At 65.2% G+C, this 19,417-nt stretch carries 18 protein-coding genes and 1 tRNA gene; 14 read left to right on the forward strand and 5 right to left on the reverse strand.

The window, feature by feature from the left end:
• Window positions 1-105: 105 nt before the first annotated feature.
• The 3 genes from rpsA to aroA form a co-directional block, all read right to left on the reverse strand.
• A complete protein-coding gene (gene rpsA, locus BDOA9_RS05510; RefSeq protein WP_025032951.1) occupies window positions 106-1,812 on the reverse strand; it encodes a 30S ribosomal protein S1 in 1,707 nt (568 codons plus the stop codon).
• Between the two features lie 267 nt (window positions 1,813-2,079).
• Window positions 2,080-2,718, reverse strand: coding sequence for a (d)CMP kinase (gene cmk / locus BDOA9_RS05515; protein WP_025032952.1), 639 nt, complete (start codon window positions 2,716-2,718; stop codon window positions 2,080-2,082).
• Entirely contained in the window at window positions 2,715-4,052 is a 1,338-nt protein-coding gene (aroA, locus tag BDOA9_RS05520; RefSeq protein WP_025032953.1) for a 3-phosphoshikimate 1-carboxyvinyltransferase, read from the reverse strand. Before aroA ends, cmk begins: the two co-directional genes overlap by 4 nt.
• A 158-nt stretch (window positions 4,053-4,210) precedes the next feature.
• Between aroA and BDOA9_RS05525 the strand changes: the two genes are divergently transcribed.
• The 3 genes from BDOA9_RS05525 (at window position 4,211) to BDOA9_RS05535 (ending at window position 5,183) form a co-directional block, all read left to right on the forward strand.
• Entirely contained in the window at window positions 4,211-4,618 is a 408-nt protein-coding gene (locus BDOA9_RS05525) for a TIGR02300 family protein (RefSeq protein ID WP_025032954.1), read from the forward strand.
• Between the two features lie 95 nt (window positions 4,619-4,713).
• Window positions 4,714-4,789: transfer RNA gene (locus BDOA9_RS05530), tRNA-Ala, on the forward strand.
• A gap of 157 nt (window positions 4,790-4,946) precedes the next feature.
• Window positions 4,947-5,183 carry a GIY-YIG nuclease family protein gene (locus tag BDOA9_RS05535; RefSeq protein WP_025032955.1) on the forward strand — a complete coding sequence of 79 codons (237 nt, stop codon included), beginning with the start codon at window positions 4,947-4,949 and terminating at the stop codon, window positions 5,181-5,183.
• 2 nt (window positions 5,184-5,185) lie between these two features.
• On the opposite strand, the gene BDOA9_RS05540 is transcribed toward BDOA9_RS05535, so the two are convergent.
• Complete coding sequence (locus tag BDOA9_RS05540; RefSeq protein WP_025032956.1) at window positions 5,186-5,644, reverse strand: MarR family winged helix-turn-helix transcriptional regulator; 459 nt, start codon at window positions 5,642-5,644, stop codon at window positions 5,186-5,188.
• A 155-nt stretch (window positions 5,645-5,799) separates the two neighbouring features.
• On the opposite strand from BDOA9_RS05540, the gene BDOA9_RS05545 reads away from it, so the two are divergent.
• The 11 genes from BDOA9_RS05545 to BDOA9_RS05595 all read left to right on the forward strand — a co-directional run bounded on the left by BDOA9_RS05545 (window position 5,800) and on the right by BDOA9_RS05595 (window position 17,946).
• Window positions 5,800-6,225 carry an organic hydroperoxide resistance protein gene (locus BDOA9_RS05545; protein ID WP_018645071.1) on the forward strand — a complete coding sequence of 142 codons (426 nt, stop codon included), beginning with the start codon at window positions 5,800-5,802 and terminating at the stop codon, window positions 6,223-6,225.
• A 179-nt stretch (window positions 6,226-6,404) separates the two neighbouring features.
• Window positions 6,405-7,610 (forward strand): CaiB/BaiF CoA transferase family protein, encoded by a 1,206-nt coding sequence (locus BDOA9_RS05550; RefSeq protein WP_025032957.1) that lies wholly within the window; start codon window positions 6,405-6,407, stop codon window positions 7,608-7,610.
• Window positions 7,611-7,989: 379 nt separating this feature from the next.
• Window positions 7,990-9,306 (forward strand): sn-glycerol-3-phosphate ABC transporter substrate-binding protein UgpB, encoded by a 1,317-nt coding sequence (gene ugpB, locus BDOA9_RS05555; RefSeq protein WP_025032958.1) that lies wholly within the window; start codon window positions 7,990-7,992, stop codon window positions 9,304-9,306.
• 49 nt (window positions 9,307-9,355) lie between these two features.
• The gene (gene ugpA, locus BDOA9_RS05560) at window positions 9,356-10,237 is read left to right on the forward strand and encodes a sn-glycerol-3-phosphate ABC transporter permease UgpA (protein ID WP_025032959.1); all 882 of its coding nucleotides are present in this window, start codon (window positions 9,356-9,358) and stop codon (window positions 10,235-10,237) included.
• Complete coding sequence (ugpE, locus tag BDOA9_RS05565) at window positions 10,237-11,085, forward strand: sn-glycerol-3-phosphate ABC transporter permease UgpE (protein WP_025032960.1); 849 nt, start codon at window positions 10,237-10,239, stop codon at window positions 11,083-11,085. The genes ugpA and ugpE overlap by 1 nt, the downstream gene beginning before the upstream one ends.
• Before the next feature lie 6 nt (window positions 11,086-11,091).
• Complete coding sequence (locus BDOA9_RS05570; RefSeq protein WP_025032961.1) at window positions 11,092-12,180, forward strand: sn-glycerol-3-phosphate import ATP-binding protein UgpC; 1,089 nt, start codon at window positions 11,092-11,094, stop codon at window positions 12,178-12,180.
• Between the two features lie 269 nt (window positions 12,181-12,449).
• Window positions 12,450-12,875 (forward strand): Hsp20 family protein, encoded by a 426-nt coding sequence (locus BDOA9_RS05575; protein WP_025032962.1) that lies wholly within the window; start codon window positions 12,450-12,452, stop codon window positions 12,873-12,875.
• Window positions 12,876-12,925: 50 nt separating this feature from the next.
• Window positions 12,926-13,198 carry a DUF1150 family protein gene (locus BDOA9_RS05580; protein WP_011083553.1) on the forward strand — a complete coding sequence of 91 codons (273 nt, stop codon included), beginning with the start codon at window positions 12,926-12,928 and terminating at the stop codon, window positions 13,196-13,198.
• 493 nt (window positions 13,199-13,691) lie between these two features.
• A complete protein-coding gene (locus BDOA9_RS05585) occupies window positions 13,692-14,333 on the forward strand; it encodes a TetR/AcrR family transcriptional regulator (protein WP_025032963.1) in 642 nt (213 codons plus the stop codon).
• Window positions 14,330-17,017, forward strand: coding sequence for a molybdopterin-dependent oxidoreductase (locus BDOA9_RS05590; RefSeq protein ID WP_025032964.1), 2,688 nt, complete (start codon window positions 14,330-14,332; stop codon window positions 17,015-17,017). Before BDOA9_RS05585 ends, BDOA9_RS05590 begins: the two co-directional genes overlap by 4 nt.
• On the forward strand, window positions 17,014-17,946 hold the full coding sequence (locus BDOA9_RS05595) for an FAD binding domain-containing protein (RefSeq protein WP_025032965.1): 933 nt from the start codon (window positions 17,014-17,016) through the stop codon (window positions 17,944-17,946). Before BDOA9_RS05590 ends, BDOA9_RS05595 begins: the two co-directional genes overlap by 4 nt.
• Window positions 17,947-18,269: 323 nt before the next feature.
• Here the strand turns inward: BDOA9_RS05595 and BDOA9_RS05600 are convergent, their stop codons facing one another.
• On the reverse strand, window positions 18,270-19,400 hold the full coding sequence (locus BDOA9_RS05600; protein ID WP_025032966.1) for a DUF5938 domain-containing protein: 1,131 nt from the start codon (window positions 19,398-19,400) through the stop codon (window positions 18,270-18,272).
• Between the last annotated feature and the right edge of the window lie 17 nt (window positions 19,401-19,417).

Raw genomic sequence — 19,417 nt, forward strand, 5'->3', positions numbered from 1 at the left:
CGTAGCCCGGCTGGAGCGCAGCGTATTCCGGGCTACAGTAGGACGAGCACACACAAAAAAGCCCCGGCTTGCGCCGGGGCTTGATGCAGCAAAACGGACGTTTGCTTACTTGCTGTCGCGGTTCTTGAGCGCGGTGCCGAGGATGTCGCCGAGCGTCGCACCCGAATCCGAGGAGCCGTACTGCGCGATGGCTTCCTTCTCTTCGGCGACTTCGAGCGCCTTGATCGACACCTGGACCTTGCGGGCCTTCTTGTCGAACTGGATCACGCGGGCATCGACCTTCTCGCCGACGGCGAAGCGTTCGGCGCGCTGGTCGTTGCGGTCACGGGCGAGCTCCGAGCGCTTGATGAAGGTGGTGAAGTCGGTACCGGCGATCTTCACCTCGATACCGCTCTCCTTCACTTCGAGCACTTCGCAGGTCACGACCGCGCCCTTCTTGACATCGCCCGGCTCGGCGAAGGGGTCGCCTTCGAGCTGCTTGATGCCGAGCGAGATACGCTCCTTCTCGACGTCCACATCGAGCACCACGGCCTTCACCATGTCGCCCTTCTTGTAGTTGTCGATCACCTGCTCGCCCGGAAGCTTCCAGTCGAGGTCGGAGAGATGGACCATGCCGTCGACGTCGCCCTCGAGGCCCAGGAACAGACCGAACTCGGTCTTGTTCTTGACCTCGCCCTCGACCACCGAACCGGTCGGGTGCTTCTCGACGAAGACCTCCCAGGGGTTGCGCATGGTCTGCTTGAGGCCGAGCGAGATGCGGCGCTTGACGGAATCGACTTCCAGCACCTGCACGTCGACTTCCTGCGAGGTCGACACGATCTTGCCGGGGTGCATGTTCTTCTTGGTCCACGACATCTCGGAGACGTGGATCAGGCCTTCGATGCCCGGCTCGAGCTCGACGAACGCACCGTAATCGGTGATGTTGGTGACGCGGCCGGTGAAGCGGGCACCCAGCGGGTACTTGGCTTCGATGCCCTGCCACGGATCGTCCAGCAGCTGTTTCATGCCCAGCGAGATGCGGTGCGTCTCGTGGTTGATCTTGATGATCTTGACCTTGACGGTCTGGCCGATCGAGAGCACCTCGGTCGGGTGGTTGACGCGGCGCCATGCGATGTCGGTGACGTGCAGGAGGCCGTCGATGCCGCCGAGGTCGACGAACGCACCGTAGTCGGTGATGTTCTTGACCACGCCGTCGATGACCTGACCCTCTTCGAGGTTCTGCACCAGTTCCTGGCGCTGCTCGGCACGGGTTTCTTCCAGCACCGTGCGGCGGGACACGACGATGTTGCCCCGGCGGCGGTCCATCTTCAGGATCTGGAACGGCTGCGAGTTGTTCATCAGCGGCGCAACGTCGCGGATCGGGCGGATGTCGACCTGCGAGCGCGGCAGGAAGGCCACGGCACCGTCGAGGTCGACGGTGAAGCCGCCCTTGACCTGGTTGAAGATGACGCCGTTGACCTTCTCGTTGTTCTGGAACGCCTTCTCCAGCTTGCCCCAGCTCTCTTCGCGGCGCGCCTTGTCGCGCGACAGCACGGCTTCACCGAGGGCGTTTTCGATGCGATCGAGGAACACTTCCACCTCGTCGCCGACCTTGATCTCGCTGTCACGGCCGGGGCCGGAAAATTCGCGAAGGGCGACGCGGCCCTCGGTCTTCAGGCCGACGTCGATGACGGCCATGTCCTTTTCAATTGCAACAACCTTGCCCTTGACGACGGAGCTTTCCTGCAGGTTTCCGCCTGCGAAGGACTCGTCGAGCATCGCCGCGAAATCGTCGCGCGAGGGGCTATAGGTATCAGCAGAAGTCGAAGCCATTTGTTCTCCAGTTGCGGATGTCTTGCCGGCCGTTGGGTTCATGGGCGCATCGCGCGCGCAGTGTCGGAAGGTCCGCAAGACCTTCGAGCGACCGCTCGTTGCCCCGATCTAGCGACCAGAACAGCGGAAGCGGGCCGGCTGAGGCCCGCGCGTTCGATACGTTGAAAGCTTTGTCCGGAACCTGGATCGCGCCGGTCCCGAAACCGGGACGAAGCGTATCGACCTCAAAGAGCGGGAGCGGGCACTTCCTCCAATGACGGTGGCGGCTTAACCCCGCGACCGGCCCGCTCGGACAGCCTCGATAATGTCGATGGCGGCCCGGACGCCGCCTTCTATATCCAGTTGGGAGTTATCTAGCAAGTAAGCATCCGGGGCCGGCTTTAAAGGCGCAATCGGCCGGTTCTTGTCGCGTTCGTCGCGCCGGATGATGTCGGCAAGCACCGCCGCCTCATCGGCCTCCTCGCCCCTGGCCTTGGCCTCCATGGTGCGGCGGCGGGCGCGGACCTTGGGGTCGGCGACCACGAAAATCTTCACGTCGGCATGCGGGCAGATCACGGTTCCAATATCCCGGCCATCGAGCACGGCGCCGGGCGGATCGGCGGCGAACTGACGCTGGAAATTGACCAGGACCTCGCGAACCCTGGGGATCGCCGACACGATCGAGGCGCCCTCGCCGGCCTCCTGGGTCTTCAGGGCGGGATTGCCGAACTTTTCGGGATCGAGCTCCAACGCGGCCTGCACCGCAGCCGCCTCGTCGTTGAGATCGTGCCCTGACTGCATCAGGGCATAGGCGACCGCGCGATAGATCACGCCGGTATCAAGATGACGATAGCCGTAATGATGGGCGAGACGCTTGCCGAGCGTGCCCTTGCCCGAGGCCGCGGGCCCGTCGATGGCGATGATCATGAAAACTCGGCCCCTAACGAACGCATCATCGGAATGAAATCCGGAAAGCTGGTGGCGATGAAGGCGGTGTCGTCGACGGTCACGGGCTGATCGGAGGCGCAGCCCATCACCAGCGCGGACATCGCGATGCGATGGTCCATGTGGGTGGTGACGGTGCCGCCGCCCGGGACGTGGCCGCGGCCCTCGACGATGAGATCGTCGCCGGAGACCTCGACCTTGACGCCGTTGACGCGCAGCATGGCGGCGGTGGCTTCAAGCCGGTCGGATTCCTTGACACGCAGCTCCTGCAGGCCGCGCATGATCGTGGTACCTTCGGCGAACGAGGCCGCCACCGCCAGCACCAGATATTCGTCGATCATCGACGGCGCGCGCTCCGGCGGCACCTCGACGCCGCGCAGCTTCGAGGCGCGCACGCGCAAGCGCGCCATCGGCTCGCCGGCATCGCCCCGCACTTCGCTCTCCTCGATGGAGGCGCCCATTTCGCGCAGCGTGGTGAACAGGCCGGTGCGCAGCGGATTGGTCATGACGTCGGACAACACGACGTCGGAGCCCTCGACGATCAGCGCAGCGACGATCGGGAACGCGGCCGAGGAGGGGTCCGCGGGGACGACGACATTGGAGCCATGCAGTTCGGGCTGGCCCACCAGCGAGATGCGGCGGCCGTGCCGGCCTTCCTGGACCGAGGTGATGTCGGCACCGAAATGCTTCAGCATCAGCTCGGTGTGGTCGCGGCTGGCCTCGGTCTCGATCACCGTGGTGGCGCCGGGTGCAGCGAGGCCCGCCAGCAGCACGGCCGATTTGATCTGGGCCGAGGCGACCGGGGTCTTGTAGGTGATCGGCAGGGGATCGCGTGCGCCCTGGAGAGTCAGCGGCAGACGCCCGCCCTCGCCGCCTGCGGTGACCTTCGCACCCATCTTTTCCAGGGGATCGAGGATCCGGCGCATGGGGCGGCTGCGCAGCGAGGCGTCGCCGTCGAACACCGCCGAAATCGGGCAGCCGGCGACGGCGCCCATGACGAGCCGGCAGCCGGTGCCGGAATTGCCGAAATCCAGCGGCGCCTTGGGCTGGGCGAAGCCGCCGACCCCGACGCCGTTGACCGTCCAGGCGAAGTCACCGGTGCGCTCGACCCTGGCGCCCAGCGCCTGCATTGATTTGGCGGTGTTGAGGACGTCCTCGCCCTCGAGCAGGCCCGAAATCCTGGTCTCGCCGACCGCGAGCGCGCCCAGGATCAGGGCGCGGTGGGAGATCGACTTGTCGCCGGGCACCCGTACTTTCCCGGTCAGGGGACCGCTGGCACGAGACTGGAGCGGCCTCGGTTGGTCGGAATGAGTCAAGATTGTGTCCTTGAATAGGCCCCGTGGGCTGGCGCGCAGGTATCACATGGTCCGCGCCCCGTCACGGGCATGTCGTTCTCCCGTAATGCGCTATTGACAGCGGGCCGCCAACTAGCCAAGTGAAGCACCGCTTTTCAGACATTCCCAGGATTCCTGCCGTGGCCAAGTCCGAACTCGGAACCAAACGTATTTGCCCGACCACGGGCAAGAAGTTCTATGACCTCAACAAGAATCCGGTGATCTCGCCCTATACCGGCGAAGTGGTGCCGATTGCCCCCGTCGCTCCTGCGCGCGCCCCGCGTGGGGCCGAGGCCCGCAACATGGCCCAGGACAACGCGCCGGAGCCGGCAGAGGCCGAGGAATTGGTCTCGCTCGAGGAAGCCGATGCCGAGGAGAACACCGGCAAGGTCAAGGCCATCGTGCCCGAATCGGAGGACGATATCGAGGTCGACGAGACCATCGACGACGATGATGACGACGATTCGACCTTCATTGCCGACGAGGAAGAGGGCGATGAGGACGTGACCGACATCATTGGTGATGTCGGCGGTGATGAAGAGACTTGAGATCAGCCCTGATCTGTGAAAAAGGGTGCACCGCGCGAGTCGGAAAGGCTCGCCGGTCCGGGGGGATCGACCAGGCTCACCCCGTCTAAGGTTAAGGGGCCATAGCTCAGCTGGGAGAGCGCTTGCATGGCATGCAAGAGGTCGGCGGTTCGATCCCGCCTGGCTCCACCAGCCTTCGCTCGCTTCGCGAGCTACGGCTCGGCAGGCCAACCCCGCTCCATCGTAGCGAAGTGAGCGAAGGCTGCCGCGGCGTAGCCCGAAGGGCGAAGCCGGGCTTCATCAGATCGATCGCGGGTGTAACATCTCCTCAACAACTGGGGAGTGTGCCGTGAAATACGTCTACATCCTTGAGACCCTCGATTCCTTTCACTTTTATGTCGGAATCACCGACGACCTGCGGGCCAGGCTGGCAAAGCACAATGCCGGCGAAGTGCCTCACACCTCGAAATATGGGCCTTGGCGTCTCAAGACTTACGTCGCATTCAGCAACGAGAAGCAGGCCGTCGCATTCGAGAAGTATCTGAAGTCGGCGTCCGGCCGCGCCTTCGCCAAGAAACGGCTCTAACGCTACTCCCCGATCACCGCATTCAGCCGATCCCTCAGCGCGACGATCTCGTCTTTCATTGCGACCAGCTCCGAGACCGAACATTCCGATGCCGCCAGGATCGATTGCGGCACGCTGCGCGCCTTCTCCTTCAGCGCGTGGCCCTGCGGCGTCAGGGCGATCAGGACCTGGCGCTCGTCCTCGCGCGAGCGGGTGCGTCTGAGGAGATGGGCGGCCTCGAGCCGCTTCAGCAGCGGCGTCAGCGTGCCCGAATCAAGGAACAGCTTCTCGCCGATCTCCTTCACCGGCACGTCGTCGCGCTCCCACAGCACCAGCATGACCAGATATTGCGGATAGGTCAGGCCGAGCCGGTCGAGCAGCGGCTTGTAGACGCGGTTGAAGGCGTGCGTGGCCGAATAGACCGCAAAGCAGATCTGGTTGTCGAGCCGAAGCGGGTCTACCGCCGTTGATTTCCGGACCATCACGAATCTCGCGCGTTTCTCCCATTCTGGGGCCGGCCGACGGCATATTCAATTGCGAACAATTAAATGTGAGGCGCGACGAATTAGATTGCGCACAATCTAGTTGTTTGCGATAAAGCTCGCACCTTAACCCTGAAAGACCCGAGGAGACGACAATGTCCGTGAACGTCCTCTACAAGACCAGCGCCAAGGCCACCGGCGGCCGCGATGGCCATGCTGCAACCCTCGACGGCGCGCTCGACGTCAAGCTCACCACGCCGAAGGAGCTCGGCGGCGGCGGCGGCGCCGGCAACAATCCCGAGCAGCTGTTCGCGGCCGGCTATGCCGCCTGCTTCATCGGCGCGATGAAGTTCGTGGCCTCGCAGGGCGGCCCCAAGGTTCCGGCCGATGCGTCGGTCACCTCGACCGTCGGCATCGGCCCGCGCTCGGAAGGCGGCTTCGGCCTCGACATCGACCTTGCGGTCTCGCTGCCGGGCCTTGCCCGCGCGGAGGCCGAGGCGCTGGTCGCCAAGGCGCACCAGGTGTGCCCGTACTCCAATGCCACACGCGGCAATGTCGACGTTCGCCTGACGGTCGTCTGATCGGAAAGCGCGAATTGGCTGGCCCGAAATCCGGCTCGGGCCGGCCGCTTCCGGCTGAATTTGCCGCCTCGCGGCATGGCTGCGCGGCGGCGCATGCGGCTCCACGCGAGGACCCATTGCTGGCGCAAACAAACCTCGCTAGGCCTGTGCTCGAACGCCGACACAGGAGAAGCGAAGGTATGAGTTCTGAAGCCGCAACGGGCGCCATGAGCGGACTGCGCGTCATCGATCTCACGCGCGTGCTCGGCGGTCCCTACTGCACCCAGATCCTCGCCGACCATGGCGCCGACGTCATCAAGGTCGAGCCGCCGGCGGGCGACGAGGTGCGCGAATGGGGCCCTCCCTTCCATGAGGAGGATGCGGCCTATTTCGTCGGCATCAACCGCAACAAGCGCTCGATCGGCCTCGACCTCGCCTCCGAGGGCGGCCGCGCCGTGCTGCTGAAGATGCTGGAGACTGCCGACGTCCTGATCGAGAATTTCAAGCCGGGCACGCTGGAGAAATGGGGCATCGGCAACGACGTCCTCAGCAAGAAATTCCCGCGCCTCGTGCATTGCCGGATCTGCGGCTTCGGCGCCGACGGCCCGCGCGGCGGCAATCCCGGCTATGACGCCATCATCCAGGCCATGACCGGCATGATCGCGGCGACCGGCTCGCCCGAGAGCGGACCGATGCGGATCGGCGTGCCCTTGGTCGACATCACCACCGGACTTTATGCGGCGATCGGCATCCTGATGGCGCTGTCGGAGCGGCAGCGCTCGGGCAAGGGCCAGTTCCTGGAGACCACGCTGTACGAGACCGGCCTTGCCATCATGCATCCGCACACCGCGAATTATTTCATGCATGGCAAGCCGCCTGGTCTCACCGGCAACGAGCATCCGAACCTCGTGCCTTACGCGATCTTCCCGACCAAAACCGACAACATCTTCATCGGCGTCGGCAATGACGGCACCTTCCGCAAGCTCGCCAAGGAGATCGGCAAGCCCGAGCTCGGCACCGATCCGCGCTTTGCCCGCAACAAGGACCGCATCGCCAATCGCGAGGCGCTGCGCGCCGAGCTCGCCGCCGTGTTCAGCCAGCACGAGGCCGAGCCGCTGTGCAATCGCCTGCTCGCGGCCGGCCTGCCCGCAGGTCCGGTGCAGAAGATCGACCAGGCGTTGACCAATCCGCACACGATCGCGCGTGGCGATATCATCGAGAAGGACTGGTACAAGGGCGTCGCCTCGCCGATCCGGCTCGACCGCAGCAAGCCCAGCCTGCGCCGCGTGCCGCCGAAATTCAGCCAGCATGCGGCCGAGGTGCTCAGCGAGTTCGGCTACTCCAAGGCCGAGATCGACGCGATGGTCGAAAAGGGCACGGTCTGCGGCCCCGAGCGGAAACGCTGAGATAAGACGAGCGTCAACGGTGGTGCGCTCCCTCTCCCGGTTGCGGGAGAGGGTTGGGGAGAGGGTGTCTCCGCATAGGGACTCCCCAAGAGGATAGAGCCCTCACCCGCGCCTGCGGCGCGACCTCTCCCGCAAGCGGGCGAGGTTTTCGAGCCCGCGGCTCCAGTCGCGCACCTCATCAACCAATGCCGCACTGCGGCGCGCGCACGCATGTGCAGCGCGAACGGAATTGGCTGACCGCTCGGCCTTCGCCTATTTGACGACTTCCCATTTGGGAGCGCTTGCTGCTTTCGTTTCTCCCGCTTACACAGTCATGTGAACGTCATACGGCGCTGCTAGCGCAAGCGCTTCTTAGTGACGGGCAAGGGAGGTTTTCTTGATGGCTCTTCGACATTTTGGCGCGACTGCTGCTGTCGCGCTCACGGTTGGTCTCGGCGCCTCGCCGGCACTTGCCGTGACCGAAATCCAGTGGTGGCACGCGATGACCGGCGCCAACAACGAGGTCATCGTCAAGCTCGCAAACGACTTCAACGCCACGCAGAGCGACTACAAGGTGATTCCCACCTACAAGGGCAACTACGCCGATACGATGAACGCCGGCATCGCCGCGTTCCGCGCCGGCAACGCGCCGCATATCATGCAGGTGTTCGAGGTCGGCACCGCCACCATGATGGCCGCCACCGGCGCGGTGAAGCCGGTCTACAAGCTGATGGCCGAGACCGGCGAGAAGTTCGATCCGAAGGCCTATCTGCCCGCGATCACCGGCTACTACTCGACCTCGAAGGGCGAGATGCTGTCCTTCCCCTTCAACTCGTCGTCGACGGTGATGTGGGTCAACCTCGACGCGCTGAAGAAGGCCAATGTCGAGATTCCGAAGACCTGGCCCGACGTGTTCGACGCCGCCAAGAAGCTGAAGGCGGCCGGCCACGCCACCTGCGGCTTCTCCAACTCCTGGGTCACCTGGGTCAATCTCGAGCAGCTGTCCGCCTGGCACAACGTGCCGCTCGCCAGCAAAGCCAACGGTCTCGACGGCTTCGACACCGTGCTCTCCTTCAACGGGCCGCTCCAGGTCAAGCATCTCGAAAACCTGGTCGAGCTCCAGAAGGACAAGACCTACGACTATGCCGGCCGCACCAACACCGGCGAAGGCCGCTTCACGTCGGGCGAATGTCCGCTCTACCTGACCTCGTCGGCGTTCTTCGGCAACGTCAAGGCGCAGGCCAAGTTCGCCTTCACCGCGGTGCCGATGCCCTATTATCCGGACGCCCAGGGCGCGCCGCAGAACTCGATCATCGGCGGTGCTTCGCTCTGGGTGATGGGCGGCAAGCCGGCGGACGATTATAAGGGCGTCGCAAAATTCCTGACCTTCCTCTCGGACACCGATCGCCAGGTCTACATCCACAAGGCCTCCGGCTATCTGCCGATCACCAAGGCGGCCTACGAGAAGGCCAAGGCCGAAGGCTTCTACAAGGACCAGCCCTATCTCGAGACTCCGCTGCTCGAGCTGACCAACAAGGAGCCGACCGAGAATTCGCGTGGCCTGCGCCTCGGCAACATGGTGCAGCTCCGTGACGTCTGGGCGGAGGAGATCGAGCAGGCACTGGCCGGCAAGAAGACCGCCAAGCAGGCGCTGGACGCGGCCGTCGAGCGCGGCAACACCATGCTGCGCCAGTTCGAAAAGACCGCCGTGAAGTAAGGCGACCAGCGGCAGGCCGGTCACCCCGGCCTGCCGCTTCCGGGGCATCATGCAAAAGCAAGCCATTTTCCAATCGAAGCTATTGCCCTATGCGCTGGTTGCGCCGCAGCTCTCGATCGTCCTGATTTTCTTCTACTGGCCGGCCTTGCAGGCCATGATCCAGTCGTTCCTGCTCCAGGACGCCTTCGGCCTGTCGACCAGTTTCGTCTGGTTCGACAATTATCTCGAGCTGTTCAGGGAGCGCGCCTATTTCGAGGCGATCCTGCGCACCTTCTTCTTCTCGTTCGCGATCGCGGTGTCGTCGCTGTCGTTCGCGCTGCTGCTCGCCGTCATGGCGGACAAGCCGCTGCGCGGTGTGATGCTCTACCGCACGCTGCTGATCTGGCCCTATGCGGTGGCCCCGCCGGTCGTCGGCGTGCTCTGGATCTTCATGCTGCATCCCTCGCTCGGCGTGCTCTCGCGCTACCTGCGAGCGCTGGGCGTCGACTGGAATCCGCTGCTCGACGGCGACCAGGCCGCAACCCTGATCATCCTCGCCGCCGCCTGGAAGCAGATCTCCTACAACTTCCTGTTCTTCCTCGCCGGCCTGCAGAGCATCCCCAGAAGCGTGCTCGAGGCCGCCGCGATCGACGGCGCGCGCCCGATGCGCAGGTTCTGGACCGTGACCTTCCCGCTGCTGTCGCCGACCATCTTCTTCCTGCTGGTCGTCAACATCGTCTACGCCTTCTTCGACACGTTCGGCATCATCGACACCATGACCCGCGGCGGTCCGGGCAAGTCGACGGAGACGCTGGTCTACAAGGTCTATACCGACGGCCTGCTCGGCGGAAACCTCGGCAGCTCGGCGGCGCAGTCGGTGATCCTGATGATCATGGTGATCGTGCTGACGGGCATCCAGTTCCGCTTCGTCGAACGCAAGGTGACCTACTGATGGTGGAGGAAGAGGGCTTCCGGCGCTACGTCGCGCACATCATCCTGTGGATCGGAATCGCGATCGTCGCCTTCCCGGTCTATCTCGCCTTCGTCGCCTCCACCCAGGACAACGCGGTGATCGCGAACGGGCAGATGTCGCTGCTGCCCGGCGGTCATTTCTTCCAGACCTACTACCAGACCATCTTCGTCGGCACGAGCGGCTCGACCCGCGAGCCGGTCGGCAACATGATGCTGAACTCGCTGGTGATGGCGCTCCTGATCGCGGTCGGCAAGATCGCGATCTCGATCATCTCGGCCTATGCGATCGTGTATTTCCGCTTTCCGTTCCGGATGCCGATCTTCTGGCTCATCTTCGTCACCCTGATGCTCCCGGTCGAGGTGCGCATCTATCCGACCTACAAGATCGTCGCCGACCTGCACATGCTCGACAGCTATGCCGGGCTGTCGCTGCCGCTGATCGCCTCGGCGACCGCGACGCTGCTGTTCCGCCAGTTCTTCATGACGGTGCCGGACGAGCTGCTGGAAGCCTCGCGCATCGACGGCGCCGGCCCCTTCCGCTTCTTCTGGGATACGCTGCTGCCGCTGTCGCGCACCAACATGGCCGCGCTGTTCGTGATCCTGTTCATCCTCGGCTGGAATCAATATCTCTGGCCGCTGTTGATCACCACGCGCGACGACATGCAGACCATCCAGATCGGCATCCGCAAGATGATCACCACCACCGACGCGCTGACCGAATGGCCGATCGTGATGGCAACCGCCGTGCTGGCCATGCTGCCGCCGGTGCTCGTCGTCGTCGTGATGCAGAAATTGTTCGTGCGCGGACTGGTCGAGACGGAGAAGTAGAGACTTATGGCCAACGTCACCCTGCGCAGCGTCCGCAAGACCTATCCCGGCGGCTTCGAGGCCATCAAGGGCGTCGACGTCGATGTCGGCGACGGACAGTTCTGCGTGCTGGTCGGCCCTTCCGGCTGCGGCAAGTCCACGCTGCTGCGCATGGTCGCAGGCCTGGAGACGGTCACCGGCGGCGAGATCGACATCGGCGGCCGCGTCGTCAACGGAATCGAGCCCGCCGATCGCGACATCGCGATGGTGTTCCAGAACTACGCGCTCTATCCGCATATGAGCGTCTACAACAACATGGCCTACGGCCTGCGCAACCGCGGCATGGCCGAGGCCGAGATCAAGACCCGCGTCGAGGAAGCCGCGCGCGTGCTCGAGCTCTCATCGATGCTGGAGCGCAAGCCGCGCCAGCTCTCCGGCGGCCAGCGCCAGCGCGTCGCCATGGGCCGCGCCATCGTGCGCCAGCCGAAGGTTTTTTTGTTCGACGAGCCGCTCTCCAATCTCGACGCCAAGCTGCGCATCGCGATGCGGGTCGAGATCCGCAAATTGCAGCGCCGGCTCAACACGACGTCGATCTACGTCACCCACGACCAGCTGGAGGCGATGACGCTCGCCGACATCCTCGTGGTGATGAACGGCGGGCAGGTCGAGCAGGTCGGCAATCCCCTTGATATCTACGAGAAGCCGGCCACGACCTTCGTCGCCTCCTTCATCGGCGCCCCGCCGATGAATTTGATGTCGACGCGGCCCGAGGAGATCCGCTCGCAGCTCGCCGGCAGCAATGCTGCCGATGCCGGCATCCTCGGCATCCGCCCGGAGGATTTCGTCATCACCGACGACGTCCCGGCCGGCGGCGTCGCGCTGCCGCTCACCGTCGAAGCCATCGAGCGCGTCGGCGCCGAAACCTTCGTCTACGGCTCCCGCGAGCAGGAGGACCAGCGCGTCGCCGCCACGCCCGGCGAGCTGCCGCCTGGCGAGGTCATCGTCCGCATCCCGGGAACCCAAGCGCCCGCCATCGGCGCAAAAATCCGTGTCGCGGCGGCGCGGGCCAAGCTGCATCTGTTCAGCGACGACGGCCGGAAGCGGCTCGAGGCCTGAGGGGCTCCGAAGAACCAAACAACGAAATGCGAAAACAACCCCATGCACAGTAGAAGGGGGACTGTTTTTGTTGGGATAAATCGCCTCGCAAGCGCGTCGTGCCAGCCATGTCGAACCGGAGGCATTTCGGGCGACGACGGACATGCCCCGTCCACAGCCCCCGGGCTACGTCCTTGAACCCACAGGGGAACATGCCCATATTGCTGATCAAGGGGTGCCGCTCGCGGGCCCTGATGCACCAAAGTCGCTTCGAGAGGACTTTGTAAACTATGTCTCGTGTTCCAACGCTCTCCAGTCCCTTCCTGCTGGGCTTCGACGAGATCGAGCGCGTGCTCGACCGCGTCGTCAAAGGCGCCGACGGTTATCCTCCCTACAATATCGAGAGGTGCGACCGCACGGACGGCCAGCCCGAGCGTTTGCGCATCACACTGGCGGTCGCCGGATTCACGCGCGACCAACTCGATGTAACCATTGAGGAAAACCAGCTCGTGATCCGCGGGCGGCAGCAGGACGACAAATCCCGGCAATACATCCATCGCGGCATCGCCGCGCGCCACTTCCAGCGCACCTTCGTGCTGGCGGAGGGGATGCTGGTGCTGGGCGCGGATCTGAAGAACGGGCTGTTGTCGATCGATCTGGCCCGGCCAGAACCAGAGCGGATCGTTAAGACAATCGCTATCAATGAGCACGAATAATGGAACGAGTAGCGGACTCGACCGCTTAGTGTTCCAGAGGAGTCGAGACCATGAGTGAAGGTCACGTTGCGTTCGAATACGAAGCCAAGAACGTCTCTCCGGAGACGCTGGCAACCCTGGGCGAAGGCCATATCGCCTATGTGAAGCAGATCCGTTCCGAGGACGTGCCGGGCCTGTTCCCCGAAGCGCCCAAGATCGCGCCGGGCCTCAAGCTTTTCGCGCTCCATGCCGCCGACGGCACGCCGATCATGCTGACCGACAGCCGCGAAGCCGCGGTCGCCAACGCCTGGAGCAACGAGCTGCAAGCGGTGAGCGTGCACTAAAGCGCGCGCGTCGCACGAATACGGTTTCAAACGGGCATGCCTTCGCAGGAGGGCATGCCCGTTTTCATTTGAGACGTGATGTCTTCTGAGACGTGATGTCTTCGCGTCGCCATCGCCAGCCAACGGGATGTCGGCGAGGGCCCTGCGTGCGGCAGGGACATTGCATATGGATGGCGGGCACGATGCGGCGGCATCGGCGGTGGGCTCCCTCTCCCGCTTGCTTGCGGGAGAGGGTTGGGGAGAGGGTGTCTCCGCAAAGGGGCAATCCCCGAGAGGAAAGAACCCTCACCCGCCGCGCGCGGGACGATGCTTCGCATCGCCCGGGGCGCGTCGGCCTCTCCCGCAAGCGGGAGAGGCGGAGCAAGCCCACGGTCCTCGTGAACTCCACATGAGATTCCCCTGCGCGTGCGGGGGCGGCCTCGTCTAGTGCGCGCGCGCGACCGTCATCAATCTGTGATTTGACAGTTCATCCGTCTTTGTCAAATCTGACAAAATGCAGGCCAAGGCCCCGCCCCAGGACCGGATCCTCGACGCCGCGTTGCGCGTGTTCCGGCGCCACGGCTTCCGCCGCTCCTCGATCGAGCTTGCGGCGGAGGAGGCCGGACTGACGCGGCAGGCGCTCTATCATCACTTCGCCTCCAAGGAGGCGCTGTTTCGCGCCGTGCTCGAGCGGATCTACCAGCAGGGGCTCGCGGCAGAAATCGCGGCCGCGAAGGCGGCGGAAGAAGCGGGCCACGGGCTTGCCGACATCCTGGTCGCCGAGATCGGTGCGCGCATGCAGTCGCTGCTCGCTTCGCTCAAGGACTCGCCCCATACCGAGGAGCTGTTTTCCGAGCACTTCGCTCAGGCGCGCGACCTCTACCAGAGCTATTCCAACCGTTTCGCCGACGAGATCGCAACCACGATCGCGCGGGTGTGCCGCAAGCGAAAGCTCAAGCTCGAAAGCGGCGTCAGCGTACGCGAGCTCGCGCGCTGCGTCGAGATGGCGATCCACGGCGCCAAATCCGCGTTCCCTTCCATGCAGCCGGTCGAGGCGTTCCTGAAACAGCTCGAGACCATGCTGCGCATGCTGATCGCCGGCGCGATGGCGCCGTCCGCAAGGAAGTCCCACGGCAAAACGGGAGCTCGAAAATGACCAGCACGACCATCAATGGACGGCCTCTGGTGCTGCCCGACGATCCGGATGCGCTCCTGGTCGACGTGATCCGCGATGGCGGCCTCACCGGCACCAAGCTCGTCTGCGGCTCCGGCATCTGCGGCGCCTGCACCGTGCTGCTCGACGGCACGCCGGTCGTAAGCTGCCTGTTGCCGGCGCAGGCCGCCGCGGGCAAATCGCTGACGACCATCGAAGGCATAGGAGCTGCCGGATTGCATCCGGTGCAGAAGGCGTTCATGGCGCACGACGCCCTGCAATGCGGCTTCTGCACGCCCGGCTTTGTCGTCGAAGCCGCCGCCTTCCATGACGGCTGGCGCGCGACCAGGGGCGCCGCGACACCCTCGCGCGAGGAGATCGCCGCCGCGCTCTCGGGACATCTCTGCCGCTGCGGCGCCTATGAAGGCATTTTTCGCGCGGTGGCGGAGGCTTGTTCAGGCCGCTTCGACGGCAATGAGCCCATCGCGCCGCGGCTGGAAGCCCGCGACAAGGTGACGGGCCTCGCCCGCTACACCGTCGACATCCACCATGACGGCCAGCTCGAAGGCGTCATCCTGCGTTCGCACGTCGCGCATGCGAAGATCTCCGGGCTTGATTTGGCGCCGGCGCGCGCCATGGCCGGTGTTGCCGCGGTCGTTCCGCTGCTCGACGATGACAACATCGTCCGCTTCGTCGGCGCGCCGATTGCAGCCGTCGCGGCCACGGACCGCCGCACCGCCCTGCAGGCCATCGCCGCGATCAGCTTCAAAACCGAACCTTTGCCCGCGGTGATCGGGCTCGATGCAGCGCGGCGCGACGATGCGCCAATCGTGTTCGAAAAGAAGGACCGCAAGCGTGCCGGCAACGTGTCCGAAGGCGCCGGCGGCGCTCCGGTGTCGTGGAAGGGCAATGTGCGCGGACCTTCGGCGCCGTTCTCGCAGAAAGCCAAGCAGGCCAGAAGCTGGCTCGACGAGGCGCGGGCGCAACGCAATCCGCTGCTGGTCGAGGAGACCTTCCGTGTCTCGACGCAACAGCACGCAAGCCTCGAACCACATGCCGCCGTGGCCAGGTTCGATGGCGATCAGCTCATTGTGCACATCTCGACCCAGGCCATTCACGAGAGCATGGAGAAGATCGCCAAGCGTTTTGGCCTTCCGCACGACAAGGTACGCGTGATCGCCGATCACGTCGGCGGCGGGTTCGGCTCCAAGGGCAGCGTCGGGCTGGAGACCATCGCCGCGATCGAGCTTGCGCGCACCGCGAAGGCGCCGGTGCGCGTCGCCTTCGATCGTGAAGAAGAGCTTTCCGTCACCGGCTATCGTCCGGCCGCCGAGCTGAAGCTGTCGCTGCTGCCTTCGGCGGAAGGCCGCCTCAAGGCGCTGTCGCTGACCGCCCATGCCGATACCGGCGCCGCCGTGAACTCGCTGATCGCGGGCCTGGCGCGGCTGATCTATCCGGCCGAAGCCAAGGAGCTCGTCGACTTCGACGTGCTCAGCAATTTGCCGCCCGGCGCGCCGTTCCGCGGCCCCGGCGGTCCGCCGATGTCGTTTGCGCTGGAGCAGGCGGTGGACGAAGCGGCGCTGCGCATGAAGGTCGATCCGATTGCCCTGCGCAAGCTGTGGGATCCCGATCCCAACCGCCAGCGACTGTACGACTGGGCTGCCGGCCTCGACGTCTGGAAGAGCCGCAAGCCGGCCGCCGCGCAGACCGGCCGCTACCGGCGCGGCGTCGGCGTCGCCACCGGCTACTGGCTCTATCTCTGGCAGACCGGCTCCTCGGTCGAGCTCGCGGTCAAGGGCGGCCGCATCGTCGCAAGCTGCGCGGTGCAGGATATCGGCACGGGCACGCGCAGCGTGATCGCCAATACCGTCGCCAAGGCGTTCGATCTCGAGCCGCAGGATGTGGAGGTTCGCATCGGCCGCTCCAACCTCCCGCGAGGGCCGGGCTCCGGCGGCAGCCGCGTCACCGCCTCGGTGGTGCCGCCGACCTTGCTCGCCATCGACAAGCTGAAAGCGGAGATCAAGCGCACCGCGTTTCGCACGCCTGCTCCGGGCTCGAACGCGCCGTGGCGCGAGATGATCGCGGCTTCCCCTGATATCGCCGTGTCGGCCAAGCGCCAGGAGGACGGCAAGCCGCCATCAGGCGTCAGGCCCGCGCTGCACGAGGCCGGCATCATGGGCCGGGTGTTCGGTTGGGTGCTGCGTCTGATGAACCACATGGTGGTCGGCGCCGGCGTGCCGAGCTCGGTGCAGGTGATGGAAGTCGAGGTCGATACCTGGCTCGGCCATGTGCGCGTGCTCAACGCCTATACGGGCCTTTCGATCGGCAAGCTCGCCGCGCCGATGCTGGCGCGAAGCCAGGCCGCGGGCGCAGTGATCCAGGGCATCGGTTACGCGCTCTATGAAACGCGGGAAGCCGATCCTTCGAGCGGCCACATCCTGAGCGGCAGCATGGAGGATTACCGCATTCCGGGGATGGCCGACATGCCGAAACTGGAGGTGCATTTCGACGAGGCCGGTTTCGAGCATGTGCCGGGCGGCAGCGTCGGCATCGGCGAAGTCGCGACCGTGCCGACCTCGCCCGCCATCGCCAACGCCATCCGCGATGCGATCGGCGTGAGACTGACCGAAATTCCGTTCCGGCCCGATCGTCTGGTGGCCGCGTTGAAAGGGAGGGATGCAGCATGAGTGTCGCCGTCGTGACCGCCAAGCCCACGGCAACGCCCGCGCCTGAATTCCGCGCCGGCGGCACCGACGTCAGCGAACGCCGCCGCAGCGGCGTGTCGCAGGGAATGCTGATCGATATCTCGGCCACCGGCGACAAGACGATCAGCTGGGACGCCGACGGAGCAGCCCGGATCGGCGCGCTTGCTACCATCGCCACGATCGCGACCGACGCGCGCATCGCCGCTGCCTATCCCGGGCTTGCGGCGAGCGCGCAAGGGCTCGCTACGCCACAGGTGCGCCAGGTTGCAACGCTCGGCGGCAATCTCGCGCAGCGTTCACGCTGCTGGTATTTCCGCCGGGCCGACATCGATTGCCTGAAGAAAGGCGGCAGCACCTGCCCTGCCCGGTCTGGCAATCATCTCTATGGCGTTGCCTTCGATCTCGGCCCGTGCGTCGCGCCGCATCCCTCGACCATGGCGGCGGCTCTGCTCGCCTATGATGCGATCGTCGCCACGGACCGGCGCAGCGGACTCTCGATCGCTGATCTGCTCGGCGACGGCTCGATCTCGCACGCCGATCATGCACTCGCAGCAGGCGAGATGATCAAGAGCATTGCGCTGCCTGCTCCGCTTCAAGGCGAGCGCGCCTCCTACAAGCGGGCGATCAGCCGGACCCATGCGGAATGGCCGCTGGTGGAGCTCTGCGCCCGCGTCGTGATCGCCGGCGGCAAGTTTCACTTCGTGCGTCTCGCTGCCGGCGGCGTCGCGCCCGTGCCGCTTCGCCTCACCGCCGTGGAAGTCCAGCTCAGCGGCAAGATGGCCAATGCGGCGTCGATCGCGGAAGCAGCGAAAGCAGCGAGCTCGGGTGCCAAGCCATTGCCGATGACGGCCTACAAGCTCGACCTCCTGCAAGGGCTGGTGCGCGACGTGCTGGAGCAGCTTGCGAATTAACCGGTCGCGCGCGGGCATCGATCTTGCGGGCATACGGCCCCTGCAAGGGGGCTATCGCATTATGGGAGCAATATCGCCTGTGGCCATCCTTCGGGGCGTGCGCACCGGGCCGCTGCCACAAGTCGTGTGCAATTGCCCCGCCCGCAAGCGCGCCTTGGTCGAGGCCGCGGCGAAGGTCCACCTCTCCCTTGGGAGAGGTCGGCGCGCAGCGCCGGGTGAGGGGTTACGGACCCTCGTTGGAGCAGAGCCCCCTCACCCGATTTGCTGCGCAAATCGACCTCTCCCCGATGGGGAGAGGTGAAGGACGATCGCCGCCGCGCCTCCTAGTCGTGCACGGTCAGGATCGGTTTGCTGACCAGCCCGAAGCTGCGCAATTGCCCCAGCAGCTCGTGGTGGCCGAAGGCCTGGCAGCCGGAGGCGAAGCCCACGCGCTTCGGCGGCTGCTGCAGCAGGTGCGCCGCGGCATAGGCCTGCAGCATGCCGGTCTGCTTGTAATTGCTGTTGCCGTTGATGACGCAGTGCGCGCGCCCCAATGGGCCGGAGGCATGCACCGAATCCAGCGACTTGTTGACGCGCGGGTTTTCGCGCGGCGGCATCGTGTTCATCACGCCTGCGGCAGTCTGCGCCAGCGCGGCATAGCGGTCGTCGGGGTTCATGTCCTTGGTCGCGTCGAGCGCGGCGGCGACGATCTGCGGCACGCCCAGCATCAGCGCGCGGTTGAACACGCCGCCCAGCACCTTCACGTTGGCCACACGCGGATCGCGCTTGAACCACACCGGGTGCGAGGTGCCGCCCCAGGGCAGCGCCAGCGCGAGCTCATGCTGGCCGGGGATGGCGAGGTTATAGAGACCGGCATCCACCTGGTGCTCGACATACTTGTTCTGTTCGAGATAGTAGGCCTTTGCCATCGCGGCATTGACCAGGATGGTCTGCGTCGAGGCGATGGTCGGGCTGCCGCCCCAGAACACGGCGATATCAAGCGTGTCGAGGCCGGGCGTTTCCAGGCACAGCTGCGCGGCAATCTCGCCGGTGGTGTACATCTGGGCGATGCCAGGGGCGAGCAGCAGGCCGGCATTGGCGAACTTCGTGCCCCATTCCTGCTCCAGCGTGATCAGCCAGTCCTGCTCGCCGGTGGTGTCGGTGTAGTGGCATCGGGACGCCCAGCACGCCTGCACCACCTCGGCACCGAACCTGGCGAACGGGCCCACGGTGTTGAGCACCACCGAGGCGCCGTTGAACAGCTCCGTCAGTGCGCTCACGGTGTGCGGCACCTCCACCACCTCGTAGTCGGCGGTCTCGATGCCGGCCACGTTCGCCTTCATTGCGGCGTTGAGCTTCTCCGCGCTGCGGCCGGCGGCGATGAAGGGGATGTTGTACTCGCGTAAATATTCGCAGACCAGGCGACCGGTGTAGCCGGACGCGCCATAGACGATGACGGGCTTCTTCGCGCTCATTGTCGTTCCTCCGAAAT

Origin of the sequence: Bradyrhizobium sp. DOA9 (assembly GCF_000617845.2) — a bacterium.
In the GTDB taxonomy this organism is placed as follows: domain Bacteria; phylum Pseudomonadota; class Alphaproteobacteria; order Rhizobiales; family Xanthobacteraceae; genus Bradyrhizobium.